The sequence below is a fragment of the Paenibacillus sp. FSL E2-0151 genome, assembly GCF_037993015.1.
Taxonomy (GTDB): Bacteria; Bacillota; Bacilli; order Paenibacillales; family Paenibacillaceae; genus Paenibacillus; species Paenibacillus amylolyticus.
The window spans coordinates 171,105-183,877 of record NZ_CP150308.1 but is presented as its reverse complement, the minus strand read 5'-3'; the positions used below and the strand labels follow the sequence as shown (position 1 = coordinate 183,877).

The 12,773-nt window shown below is 45.8% G+C and carries 11 protein-coding genes; 1 reads left to right on the top strand and 10 read right to left on the bottom strand.

Translation table 11 applies throughout. From position 1 onward, the window contains the following. Positions 1–186: 186 nt before the first annotated feature. From MHI55_RS00905 to MHI55_RS00865, 9 genes are all read right to left on the bottom strand, one after another. Positions 187–939 (bottom strand): SIMPL domain-containing protein, encoded by a 753-nt coding sequence (locus MHI55_RS00905; protein ID WP_340388318.1) that lies wholly within the window; start codon positions 937–939, stop codon positions 187–189. 156 nt (positions 940–1,095) lie between these two features. Then, a complete protein-coding gene (locus MHI55_RS00900) occupies positions 1,096–1,365 on the bottom strand; it encodes an HPr family phosphocarrier protein (protein WP_017691248.1) in 270 nt (89 codons plus the stop codon). A gap of 254 nt (positions 1,366–1,619) precedes the next feature. Next, the gene (whiA, locus tag MHI55_RS00895; protein ID WP_036616210.1) at positions 1,620–2,558 is read right to left on the bottom strand and encodes a DNA-binding protein WhiA; all 939 of its coding nucleotides are present in this window, start codon (positions 2,556–2,558) and stop codon (positions 1,620–1,622) included. Positions 2,559–2,564: 6 nt separating this feature from the next. Continuing rightward, positions 2,565–3,551, bottom strand: a complete 987-nt coding sequence (locus MHI55_RS00890; RefSeq protein WP_017691250.1) for a YvcK family protein — start codon at positions 3,549–3,551, stop codon at positions 2,565–2,567. Between the two features lie 13 nt (positions 3,552–3,564). Then, complete coding sequence (gene rapZ / locus MHI55_RS00885; RefSeq protein WP_017691251.1) at positions 3,565–4,464, bottom strand: RNase adapter RapZ; 900 nt, start codon at positions 4,462–4,464, stop codon at positions 3,565–3,567. Positions 4,465–4,515: 51 nt separating this feature from the next. After that, positions 4,516–5,466, bottom strand: coding sequence for an ROK family glucokinase (locus tag MHI55_RS00880; protein ID WP_340388316.1), 951 nt, complete (start codon positions 5,464–5,466; stop codon positions 4,516–4,518). 447 nt (positions 5,467–5,913) lie between these two features. After that, the gene (locus MHI55_RS00875; protein ID WP_036616412.1) at positions 5,914–6,945 is read right to left on the bottom strand and encodes an AI-2E family transporter; all 1,032 of its coding nucleotides are present in this window, start codon (positions 6,943–6,945) and stop codon (positions 5,914–5,916) included. Positions 6,946–7,107: 162 nt separating this feature from the next. Further along, positions 7,108–8,067: a thioredoxin-disulfide reductase gene (gene trxB / locus MHI55_RS00870; protein ID WP_036674745.1), complete on the bottom strand. Its 960-nt coding sequence runs from the start codon at positions 8,065–8,067 to the stop codon at positions 7,108–7,110. A gap of 171 nt (positions 8,068–8,238) precedes the next feature. Further along, the gene (locus MHI55_RS00865; protein ID WP_340388314.1) at positions 8,239–9,972 is read right to left on the bottom strand and encodes a tetratricopeptide repeat protein; all 1,734 of its coding nucleotides are present in this window, start codon (positions 9,970–9,972) and stop codon (positions 8,239–8,241) included. A gap of 479 nt (positions 9,973–10,451) precedes the next feature. On the opposite strand from MHI55_RS00865, the gene MHI55_RS00860 reads away from it, so the two are divergent. Beyond that, positions 10,452–10,859, top strand: coding sequence for a hypothetical protein (locus MHI55_RS00860; RefSeq protein WP_340388311.1), 408 nt, complete (start codon positions 10,452–10,454; stop codon positions 10,857–10,859). Between the two features lie 139 nt (positions 10,860–10,998). On the opposite strand, the gene MHI55_RS00855 is transcribed toward MHI55_RS00860, so the two are convergent. Next, entirely contained in the window at positions 10,999–12,750 is a 1,752-nt protein-coding gene (locus tag MHI55_RS00855) for a hypothetical protein (protein ID WP_340018869.1), read from the bottom strand. Positions 12,751–12,773 lie beyond the last annotated feature (23 nt).

Genomic DNA, 12,773 nt, shown 5'->3' with positions numbered 1-12,773 from the left:
ATACCAATATACAACATTTCATGTTGCTTCGAATAAAGTTCCCTCCTATCTAACTTCATCAAAGTTTGCTTTTCCAACAAAAAAAGACTCTGTCCACAGGACAAAGTCTTTGTCATTATTTCATTTTACCCTTCAAATGACACTTATAAAGGTTACTTGAGCTTACAATCCTTAGTTCACTCTTGTTTATTTCATTTCATACGTGATATTCAGGATTGTACTTACTTTAACCTGGCCTGTTTCAATCTCAGTACCACCTGCTGTATCTTGTGCTTTGGACATCAACGCCTCGCTTGCATAGAATACAGGCACATTGGCATCACCTTGGCTTACGGAAAGAACAGCACCCAGTTGACGTTTAACTGCTTTTGCAATGGCGCCAGCTTTCACATCTGCATTGGCAACAGCTTTTTCAATCACTTGGGATTCATAACTTTCCGGATTTTCTACAGTAAAGCGTACGTTTTCAATATTGTTGGCACCCGCACCCGAAGCAGCATCGAGCAACTCGCCAATCTTGTCCATCTGACGATATGTGACTGTCAGCGTATGATGCGCTGTATATCCTTTAATTTGTTGTCCATCTTTTTCACTATACGTATAGTTGGGTTGTACAGAGAACTGACTCGTTTGAATGTCGTCTGCACTGATCTTCCACGTGTTCTTCAGCAAATTGGATACTTTTTGAACTTTGGCAGCATTCGCTTTTTGAGCAGATGCAGCTGTCTCTGCAGTACTGTTCACACCAATGGACAGATACGCGATATCAGGCTTCACCTGAATCTCACCTTTACCCACAACATTAATCACATTCTGTTGTACTCCCTGAACCTCTGCAGCGTAAGCATAGTTACCTGGTGCAACCCATGCTGTTCCTCCAAAAAGCAACGTACTTGCCACCAGCACCGCACCAAACGGTTTCATCCATTGTTTACCCATCACGATAGCCTCCTTATGTGTTAACATCTCAAACTTTAAACGATTTGATACCTTAACAGACGGGACAAATTCCATAATGTTGCACTTGACGATAGCATAAACGTGAAAAACGCAAAAAAGCCCCTTTCGGGACTTCTTCATTGGATTGATCATATCTTATTGGTTTTCGAGCTCTTCCTTGCTTACCAGACTAACTAAAGCGTTTACAGCCTGTTCGGCATCCGCACCTTCTGCACTAATCTGGATTTCCGTACCTGTGCTAATTGCAAGGCTCATGATCCCCATGATACTTTTTGCATTAACTTTTTTGTCGTCCTTCTCGACGAACACTTCAGACGAGTACTTATTCGCTTCTTGAACGAACAGTGCCGCAGGTCTGGCATGGAGACCCGTTTTCAAACGGACAACTACCGGGTGCTTTGTCATGGAAACTTACCCCCTATTATGAAATCTGGACATTAAATACACAATTATATTTAAACAACATTATACCATTAACCCGTGCAGGACACTAGAAGAAAAAACTCAGGGTGCTTTGACGGGCATTATCTTGCCCTATTTCATCTTTTGCACAGCGCATCCAATGACCTAAGTAAGTCCCCTAGATCCTTAACGGTTGACTTCCCCGACCTTTCTGTTCAGCAGAAACAGCCGACCTTGTTACTTTACCCTACTCCGTCTTAACCATAACGTTCTGTGCGTACTTTCTCAGCCAGCTCATCAATTTTACGAAGCCGATGGTTCACTCCCGACTTGCTGACTGTACCTTTAAGGAGCTCGCCAACTTCCTTCAAGTTAATATCCGGATGAGCTAGTCGAACCTCCGCCACCTCGCGAAGTTTCTCAGGCAGCGATTCCAAACCAACTTCCTTTTGTAACAACCGGATATTATCGATTTGTCTTACCGCGGCTCCAATCGTTTTGTTCAGGTTGGCGGTCTCACAATTGACAATCCGGTTAACGGAGTTACGCATATCTCGCATAATTCGTACATCCTCAAACTTGAACAAGGCCTGATGAGCACCAATGATGCTGAGCAGCTCAATGATTTTCTCGCCTTCCTTAATGTATAGGATGAATCCTTTTTTCCGTTCTATACACCGGGCATTCAGATGAAATTCATTGGCCAGGTCAACCAGTGCCTGACAGTGCTCTTCATACATGGACGCAATCTCCAGATGGTACGAGGAACCTTCCGGATTATTAACCGATCCACCTGCGAGAAATGCACCGCGAAGATAGGCCCGTTTACAACAGTTTTGCTGAAACAATTCCGTACTGATCCCTGGGGTAAAGAGAAAGCCCTCAGATACAATATGAAGACTATTGAGAATCTCCTGTACCATGGTTGGAATACGAACAATATATACATTGTTCTTTTTCAGCCGCATTTTTTTGCGGACCAGTAATTCCGTATGCACTTGAAAATGCTTTTTAAGCAGAGAGTATGCCCGTCTTGCAATCGCGGCATTCTCCGTCGAAATATCCAAGATCACTTTTTTATTCGATAACTGCACTGCACCAAGCATACGGATGAGGGCTGAAAGTTCCGCCTTTTCGCAGCACGGTTCGCTCTCGATCATGGTTAATTCTTTTTTGGTCTGTGCTGCAAACGACATGGGACTTCACCTCTTCCGTAACATCCAATTTTGTACCAGTTGGTAGATGTGATGACTTAACTTGTCGGCATCATGACGCAGATAGGTTTTGAACAAAACAAGTGTATCTGCAACCACCTGATAACCGGCACTTTCGAGTACATTCATATCCAGCACAACCGGTTTTGCTCCTTTTTCCGCATACTTATTTTGCACTTGCAGCGGAATGTCACCATTATTTACGATAACATAGTCGAAGAGCTGATGACCTATATGCTCGTGTACCGCCTTAAGGTGGTCACTTACCGTATAGTTATCCGTTTCTCCCGGCTGTGTCATCACATTACAGATAAACATCTTCACCGCATCAGCCTCTACCACAGCTTCTGCAAGCTTAGGTACGAGTAAATTGGGAAGGATGCTTGTATAGAGGCTGCCTGGCCCGATCAGAATAGCATCAGCTTGACGAATCGCCTCTACTGCCTCTGGCAACGGCTCCACGTGATCCGGTTCAAGGAAAACACGTTTGATGCGTCCACCCGCCTCAGGGATTTTGGACTCACCTGTAATAATTGTCCCATCTTCCATCTCCGCATGCAACACAACGGCCTGCCCGGCTGCTGGCAATACCTCACCTCGAACGGCAAACACGCGGCTAAGCTCCCGCACTGCGGTCACAAAGTCGCCCGAAATATCCGTCATTGCAGCCAAAATCAAATTTCCCAAGCTGTGGCCTGCAAGCCCCGCGCCTGTATTGAAACGGTACTTCAACATATCTGAAAGCAATGGTTCTACATCAGCCAGTGCCGTAAGCACGTTGCGAATGTCGCCCGGAGGCGGCATCTGTAGCTCATTGCGCAGGATGCCTGAACTTCCACCGTCATCTGCAACTGTGACGATGGCCGTGATATCCAGCGGCTTCTCTTTCAAACCGCGCAGCATCACGGATAATCCGGTTCCGCCGCCCATTACAACTATTCTCGGACGTTCTCTTCGTGGTCCGGCCTCTTTCATCCCTTCACCCTCTTCAATGACGGTCCCGGTCAGCGTCGCGATGGCTTACGGTAACAGCTTCTGTCTCACTGCTTCCCAACATCTTGCCCAAATATTCCGATATTGCTACCGAACGATGCTTGCCTCCGGTACAGCCGATTCCAATAATAACCTGGCTTTTGCCTTCCTTCCGGTATTGCGGAATCAGGAAATGCAGCATATCCAGCAGCTTGGTCAGAAACGCCTGTGTCTCTGGCCATTTCATAACATATTCATACACATCACTATTCTGTCCCGTATTCGGTCGCAAATGATCAATATAATGCGGATTCGGTAAAAAACGTACATCAAACACCAGATCAGCATCAATCGGAATCCCATACTTGAATCCAAACGACGTAATATTCACCGACAGCATTTGGCTCTCGAGATGAGAAAAACGGGATATGATACGTTCTTTCAGTTGAGCAGGCTTCATTGTACTTGTATTCAGTACCTGAGTCGCAGAGTTTTTGAGTTCCTCCAACATCTTGCGTTCCAGTCGGATGCCGTCCAGCGGCATGCCCTCAGGAGCCAGTGGGTGTCTGCGCCTGCTTTCTTTGTAACGCTGAACAAGTACAGAGTCTGTAGCATCCAGGAATAAAATTTCGCAATGAATGGTAAAATGATCTTTAATATAGTTCAAAGACTCGGACAGAGCCGTAAAGAATTCACGCCCGCGCAGATCGATAACCAATGCAACCTTACCAATCTTGCCGTTTGACTGTTCAATTAGTTCCGCAAATTTCGGAATCAATACCGGCGGCAGATTATCCACACAGAAGAAACCCAGATCCTCCAGGCTTTGTACTGCAATGGTTTTACCTGCTCCGGACATGCCCGTAATGATAATGAGCGTGGCGCCTGTGCCTGGTGATCCTTCACCTTCAAGCATAAATGTCCCCTCCTTATCATATTGCTGTCTTCATATATTGTTACGAGGATACTAGGAACGCAAGAGAAGACCTGCTGCACCCACAATACCTGCATTATTACCAAGTGTAGCTTCCAGAATCTGAACCCCATCTTGCAACGGTTCTGGCGTCAGCTTAGCAAACACAGTACGGATTTCATCAAACAAGAAATTGCCCGCTTTGGATACGCCGCCACCGATGATGAACATCTCCGGGTTAATGACAGCTGCTACAGTAGCCATGGACTTGCCCAGGTAAAAGGCCGCACGATTCACAATGCGCTGTGCCACTTCATCGCCTGCCTTGGCAGCTTCAAATACTTCTTTGGCTGCAATCTTGTCGACGAGTGCCAGTGACGTATGATCCCCGCGCTCTACGGCATCCTTTGCCATACGGATAATACCCGTTGCAGACGATACTGTTTCTACACATCCCATTTTACCACAACCGCATTTGATGGCTTCCAGATCAGGTACAACACTGATATGACCCAGTTCTCCCGCCATACCGGAGAAACCCTGATAAATGTTACCATTCAGGATCAAACCTCCGCCAACACCCGTACCGAGTGTATAACATACGCAGTTGTCTACGCCTTTGCCGGCACCTGCCCAGACTTCACCCAGTGCAGCCACGTTTGCATCGTTATCTATTTTGATTGGCTTGCCCAGACGTTCTTCCAGAATCGAACGAATGGCCACATTCCGAAATCCGATGTTAGGGGCATGAACGATAATTCCCTCGCGTACATTCGTGAAACCGGCCACTCCAGCACCTACACCCTCAAGCTGTTCCCAACTGTAAGGTGATTCGGCTACGATATGTCGGACATACTTCTCGATGTTGGCGATGACCGTGTCTACGCCCTTATCCACTTCAGTCGGTCCTTCATACGTATGCATTAGCTGACCTTGTTCATCGCATATACCGACCTTGATTGCTGTTCCGCCGAGATCGACCCCAACGTAGATTTTCTCAGACATGCTGCAAGCCACCTTTATCTATCTAAAATAGTTTAAGTCCTACGTACCAACTATAATTGAAGGATACGCCTGGGTCAAGACGAGAAGACCTCTAGTACCTCCTGCTCCGCCGGGGTTGTGAACCACATCACGCACCGTTTTTGAATACGTATACATCCTCATTACCTTCATTTATAAACGCACGCTTTATTCCTTCCTCCCCATAACAGAGGAAGCCTCAACTCATGATATTGCATCTTCACTCGTTCCATTCATAAAAGATGATCTTCGCCCCCTCAGAGTGGTGACTCGTCTTATGCACCCCGCCACCTGTCATTCTTACGCAGAAAGCTATCTAATGACGGTATTGCCAACAAAAAAAGAGCCTTCCATCCACAGGAAGACTCCCTTACTTTTATGAAAATCTGAAATTGTAGAAATTGGGCTGACTCAGTTGATTTTTCTACGTTATAACTTCGTTTCCACACGTACCGGCTCTTCTGTCTTCTCCATCTTGTTCACATCCAGAATATCAAGCAGGAAGACAAAAATCGGAATACCAATGATCAGTCCCCAGATCCCCAGGAAGTGTTGCGACAGAATTAGTACGATAAAGGTGTAGAACATTGGCAATTTGGTCTTGTGTGCCATCAGTTTTGGATTCAGGAAGTACGTCTCCAAAGCATGAATAACAATAATCATGATGATCACAATAATGCTTAATTTCAGTCCACCCATCTGATACCCAATCAGACAGAGCGGTACAAGTGAGATGATAACCCCCGCAACGGGAACCAGACTGAGCATGAACACCAGAATGGTCAGAGCGAACAGATACGGGAAACCCAGAATCCATAAGCCCAGTATCGTCAGTACTGTATTAAACACCGCAATAAGAAGCTGCGCCTCAATGACTTTACCAAAAGAAGATACGAATTTGTCTCCCAGATAAGCAACTTCATTGTAGAACCATCCGATTTTACTTGTTTTAAACTTGGACGTGAACTTGGATATCTCCTGCTTTTGCAACAAGAAGAACAGACTCAGAATGATAACGAGCAGAATAAACTCCAGCCATTTGCTCAAAGCGAAAATATATTTCAATGCATCATTGGTGTAATTTTTAATATCGAATGATTGAAGATAACCCGCAATTTTGGATGCAAAATTATCACCGTCTGCACTATCCAGAAATTTCATAATCTCGTTCGTCAACTGAACAACCTGATCCACGATCCGTGGTGAATATCTGGAAATGCCAAGCACAATGACTGCAATCACAATCATATAGAGTAGGATGACAACAACTTTATAATTGATTGGAAACAACCGATTTAAACCACCTGTAATGAAATGCTGTAACCTGTTCATGACATACGTCACCAGGAACAACAGCAGAATCATGTGTAGCATACTCCCCATACTGAACAAAATTAAACAGAACAAGAGCAGGATCAAAAATCGTCTCACTGTCGCATTCTGTAACCAATCTTTTATCATTTCCCCCAAAATCTTCACCTCACAGCTAATATGCCCTATATGTATACGATCTCATGCCCACTGTAGTTTCAAAAAAAGAGAAGCCTTCCGGCTTCTCTCATTTCATGAGACTTCCCGTTGTCTCTTATTCCCAGCATATGCCTAACCTCACGCATGTAATGCTTATTTATCCAACGTTTCGCTCCAATCATGGACAATGCTTCCTTCAAGGAACTTCTCACAATCCATCGCGGCCATACATCCTGATCCTGCAGCCGTAATAGCTTGACGATATTTCGTATCCTGAACATCACCACAGGCAAATACACCTGGAATATTGGTCTCCGTTGTTCCGGGTTTAACGACAACATAGCCATGTTCGTCCAGTGCAATCGCATTACCCAGGAATCCGGTATTCGGTGTGTGACCAATGGCAACGAATACGCCATCTGCTTCAAGCAACTCTTCCTGCCCCGTCTCGTTGTTGCGCACTTTCAGCCCTTTGACACCCAAAGCTTCTGGTACGACCTCGAGTGGAGTACGGTTCAGCGCCCACTTCACCTTTTCATTGCTGCGAGCCCGATCCTGCATAATCTTGGATGCACGTAATTCATCCCGGCGGTGAACCAATGTCACGTCTGTTGCAAAACGAGTCAGGAAACTCGCTTCCTCCATCGCGGAGTCTCCACCGCCCACGACCACGATTTTTTTGCCTCGGAAGAAAAATCCGTCACATGTCGCGCATGTACTTACACCACGTCCCACATTTTCCTGCTCGCCCGGAATACCGAGGTAACGAGCGGAAGCACCTGTGGAGATAATGATCGATTCAGCTTCCAGTTCACCGATTCCTCCAACTTTGACCTTGAAGGGCGGTTTGCTGAAATCAACCTCTTCCACCCAACCGTTTTTGAATTCCGCTCCAAAACGTTCAGCTTGCTTACGCATGTTGTCCATCAGTTCCGGACCCATGATACCTTGCGGGAAACCGGGGAAATTCTCAACTTCCGTTGTCGTCGTCAATTGACCACCCGGCTGAAGACCTTCGATAACCAGTGGTTTCAGATTAGCACGAGCCAGATATATCGCTGCTGTCAGACCCGCAGGTCCCGTTCCGATCACAATCGTTCTGTATTTAGACATATAGATACAGCCTCCTTAATTAAGGTGAGAATGTGTTGTACTAGCGATGAACTTGCCAAGATGATATCCTACAGGCGTTTACGAAGCCCATTCGTTAAGTTTACCCGTTTTCCCGGTTGTTGTATCCTTCACCTGTTGATGTCTTTCTGAAAACGAGTTGAAGCGAACTTTCTATACTAGTGGTGGCTTGCTGTTACAAACCGAATGAATCTGTTTAGCATACTTGCTAACCGTTGATGCCGATATCCCATACCGCTCAGCAATGCTTTGATAGGTAACGGGCCGACTGTGATTCTTCGCTGCCAAGTATTCAAGTCCTGCAGCCCAACCCTCAATCTGCTTCGTACCCGGAAACTCCGGATGTACCCGGGATACATAATCCGTCCAGAGCCGTTCCATCTCTTGCTGCAACTCAGCCTTTGCTTCAGACATCTGTAACGCACGATCAACAACAGCCTGCCAATGGGAGGTTGATCCAGTGTCCGATTGCTCTGATGTGGATGGAACCTTCCCAATAGACTTCAAGGCTACAGGAGAAAAGGGTCGAACCACCTGAGAATTCCGATCCTCATGTTCAGCCGATTTCAATCCGTTCAGTACAGTCTGTGCTGCCTCAAGCAGATCCTTTTCTTCTCCAGTCTCTTCAATAAAGGATTGCAGAGCCTGCTGCACCTCATAGTCACCGATCATCCCAAGCGCATGAATCACCTGTAGCTTGGTTGCCCGATCACCATGACGCAATGCCCAGAAGAAAGATGAGCGAATCAGTGGATCATTTTTCATTTCTTCAGGTATGCCACTACCATAGTTCTCCCACTGTCTGAATTGCTCATCAAATGGTAGATGATAATGATAACTTAGCTTCTCTGGCTCTTGCTCGCCTTGTTTTACAGCCTCAAGACCTGACAGATAATACCGGGATACTTCGGAACCCGGATCAAGCTTGGACACATGATGCCATAAACGCTCAGCAGCATCATATCGTTCTGTATTATAAGCCGCCACTGCTGCATAGTGAGCAAGTGCCGGATCAGCAGCTGTCTCTTCGTCCTTGAGCAAACGCCGGAAGTGAACATAAGCCGTATCGTGTTGGCCCAGAATTCCCATCGTTGTCGCCAGTTTGTAGACTTGTTCGTGCTGGAAGGGCACGATGACCCGCAATTTTTTGATCAGAAGCAAAACCTGATCAGCCCGGTTCTCATTTTGATGGAAAATGGCCAAATTACAGAGTGCATGCAGATTACCTGGTTCCTGTTCAAGCACTTCGGCAATGGTCTCTTTTGCTTTGGGAAACAGACCCATATAATAGTAGGCGAGTGCCAGATTGTTACGGGCAGCCAAGTAATCAGGATAATCAGAAGACATGCCTTCGAGCAATTCAGCAGCCTGTGCAAATTTTCCTTCTTCCAGCAGTTCCCGTGCCTGATCGTGCTCCACTACACCTTTGCGTGATTTGATTCGATTCAGTTTGGTCGGACGATCCAGCTCATAGTACAGAAGCTCCATCATCTCTTCGGCTTCCGTCATGAACTGACCTTGGGTGTCCTCCTCCAGATAGGTAACAAGTGCTTGCTCGGCTTCCTCAAACCGATCCATATTTGCATAATTGTTCGCCATATAAAAATAACATTCCGTCATTGACGGATCTACCACTTCCAGCACGTTAGCCAGAATGGCATTGGAGGCTTCGTAATCCCCCTTCTCCGATAATATACCCGCCATATTACAATGATTTACCGGATTTTCCGGTTCGTATTCAACAGCTTTGCGAAAATATTTTAATGCCTTGTCGACATGATTTCGGTCCAGCGAGCGGACAGCTCTTTCAAAAAAGAAAGAAGCATCCAAGTGAATCGGTATAATATTGGCAAGGTGTCCCTCAGCCCGCACTAGCTTGCCCTTCATCTTCCAAGGCACCTCCTCTTTGCATTTCATTCATACTCTTCAGTATACCACATCTTAAGGCCCACTTCTCAATATGTAGTTTCATGTCGTTTATGAAAAAAATGCAAAAGAAGGTGATATTCCATTTTGCGGAAACCTATCACCTTGGAGCGTTGTTTATTCAAAGGAAAACCATGTTTACCTAGAGACTACTACACTCACTTACCATAGGCTCTCTTTGCAGTATTGCATTAGTCTATTCTTGTCGGTTACGCGGCATCTAACTGGATTCGGTCCGGTTATACTAATACGAGTGTAGTCTATGGTATTATTATCCTTATTGTCCTTTTTAGTGGTTTATCTCCATAAAAAATCAAACAACGTATATTAGCTCTGACGGTCAGCCTCTTTTTCGCGTATGTAATAAAAAATAAATATTTAAAGGGGATGTTATATTGAGGATCTCAAAGATAAAACCACTTATATTCATCTTAATATGCTTGTTTGCTTTGAATGGATGTTCAAAAGATATAGAAAACATAGAAAATAAGTTCACATTAGATGATGTACTGAGAGCGCTCGAGTCTCAAGAACTGGATTTAGTGTCCTTTGGTATAACCGGGTATCCTTTGAAATTAGATGATGTTGTACCTGAGGTGTACTCCGTTGAAGTGCCCGTAGAAGAAGAACCATATAGCCCTGAATTTATACATTTTTATATTTTCAATTCTGAAAAGGATCGCATCAACGGGACAAAAGAATTCAATAAACACATGGAAAGCGCCCAATTTACAACATTCCCTTTTCTATATGAGAAAGGAAATATTTTTATCGTTTACTGGAGCAAAACCAAAGATGATCCTCTGTTCACTAAACCAATCGAAACTGCGTTAGAGCAACTGAAATGATCATAGTTCATACATTACTGGACTGAGCTGGACAGTGGGAATATCATTTTAGAACGTTAATTGCAGTCGTTCGTAAAAAAAGAAGACCGAGCATTTGGGCTCGGTCTTCTAACTATTATGGCTTAAATATCTAATAAATCTAGATTTTCGACGCCATCGAAGGAGAAAGTGAAATATGAAGGGTTTTATCAAACGGCGTCATGAAATTGACCAGCACAACCTTACACTTGTCCGGCAGTTTTGCCTCACGTACCGTTGCCGCCAGATGACCCAGTTCGCCCCCAGTGATCTCCAGCCAGTCTTCTCCGCAGGTATAGCGTAATGTACCGCCTTTCCACAAATAGTGACCCTCACTCGTTTCAATCGCGTCCTCACAGGTCAGCTCACCTTCGCTTCCGAATACAAAGGATAACTGCATCATAATGTCCTCCGGTTCCTGTCCAGATAGATGCATGTTCCATCCGTTTTCCGTTGGCTGTAATTCTGCTCCTACACGGAATGTCTGCTCATGAGTAAGCTGACGACTCTGATGAGGTAACAAATACCATGGACTTATATCTGATGCAGCCGATTCTGGCAGCAGGTTCGCAGGGATTGGGCCGTAATAACCTTTTTTCTGCTCACCAGTTAGTCGATAGCCTTCGGACAGCCTCGTCATTTGCTGCATAGGTACATACCCTGGATTAAAGTATGAGGCCAGTTGCACAGCCAGCAGGCGCACCTTGCCATGACGAAGCGCGAAGAAAGAAGGAACTTCTGTCATCACAGTCACACTTGTAGCATCATCCCGAATTCGGGCTACCGGAGCACCAAAATCCGTATGCATCCGACTGTGCGAAATACGACCGTGATGCCCTACTGCGTCCATCTGCTCCAGATATTCTCCCCGTACAAAATGTTCATTCAGCATGACCTCATACTGTTCCGGTAATGCATCACGTGTGTCATTGGTCTGTTGAAGCTCCGGCTCAAGCATTAATCGAATGAGCGTATTCACCGAACATACTCCCGGATCTGTCAATGTATCTCCAGCCCAGGCTGCCATACCGGCTAAGAGTGGATCACCGTCCAGCCGAGCCAAAATGGCATAAGGCAGATAATAAGGTGACAGATCATGAACACTGCCCAGATCCTGTCGCCCTGAATAATCCGTAACAATTTCACCCGTTGGATGGACCAGATACACCATCATGCGGAGATTAAGCCTCACTGGTTCCAGCAGTTCAGGACGATTGAGCAGGCGCGCAGCATGAATTAACATGATGTCGCTAACTGCGCTGTATATCCCATTGCTCCGTTCTGTCCACTCCCCATCAGGTGTAATATCCATGCCTTCATCCATCCACTGCTCTGCGCGCTGCACAGCTTCCTCCAGATCAAATATTTCATGCAGGAAACCAAGCGCCGCGCATAGCACCCAGCGATGATTGGGCGTATGACAACCTCCCGTAAGCATGGTTGGGATTGTCCGTTCCAGAAACAGCCTCATATTGTTCAATACAGGTTGAAGCGGCTCCCATTCTTGTTGCTGAAGAAGCTGATACAACTGTGAATACCCTACAACGACAAATGCAGTATCTGGAGGGGAATGGTAATTGGTCCAGCCAGGCGATATTGAACCGTCTTCATGCTGGAAGCGGAGTACAAATTCCGTAGCTAACAGCAGTCGATTTAACAACGATTCATCCCGGTAATAGATAGAGTCCGGATTGGAGAGCGCAGCTCCCCAGTAACACATATCCGTGGGCGTTCCAGTCGTATGGTTGACCCAGGCAACACCTGTGAAGGGATCAATTGTCCCTCCATAGTAACGGCTTTCCGGGTCAAGCATCTGCCGGGATATGCCTCTTTCTACCGCTCTGTCATTACTGTCCACCAGTTGTTTGTACATGTGCAGTCCCCTCCATACCAATG

Excerpts from the sequence above, each read along its gene's own strand:
- MHI55_RS00855 (WP_340018869.1), bottom strand. The coding sequence starts at position 12,750 with ATGTACAAACAACTGGTGGACAGTAATGACAGAGCGGTAGAAAGAGGC.
- MHI55_RS00900 (WP_017691248.1), bottom strand. The coding sequence starts at position 1,365 with ATGACAAAGCACCCGGTAGTTGTCCGTTTGAAAACGGGTCTCCATGCC.
- trxB (WP_036674745.1), bottom strand. The coding sequence starts at position 8,067 with ATGTCTAAATACAGAACGATTGTGATCGGAACGGGACCTGCGGGTCTG.
- MHI55_RS00890 (WP_017691250.1), bottom strand. The coding sequence starts at position 3,551 with ATGAAAGAGGCCGGACCACGAAGAGAACGTCCGAGAATAGTTGTAATG.
- rapZ (WP_017691251.1), bottom strand. The coding sequence starts at position 4,464 with ATGCTTGAAGGTGAAGGATCACCAGGCACAGGCGCCACGCTCATTATC.
- MHI55_RS00875 (WP_036616412.1), bottom strand. The coding sequence starts at position 6,945 with ATGATAAAAGATTGGTTACAGAATGCGACAGTGAGACGATTTTTGATC.
- MHI55_RS00905 (WP_340388318.1), bottom strand. The coding sequence starts at position 939 with ATGGGTAAACAATGGATGAAACCGTTTGGTGCGGTGCTGGTGGCAAGT.
- MHI55_RS00880 (WP_340388316.1), bottom strand. The coding sequence starts at position 5,466 with ATGTCTGAGAAAATCTACGTTGGGGTCGATCTCGGCGGAACAGCAATC.
- MHI55_RS00865 (WP_340388314.1), bottom strand. The coding sequence starts at position 9,972 with ATGAAGGGCAAGCTAGTGCGGGCTGAGGGACACCTTGCCAATATTATA.
- whiA (WP_036616210.1), bottom strand. The coding sequence starts at position 2,558 with ATGTCGTTTGCAGCACAGACCAAAAAAGAATTAACCATGATCGAGAGC.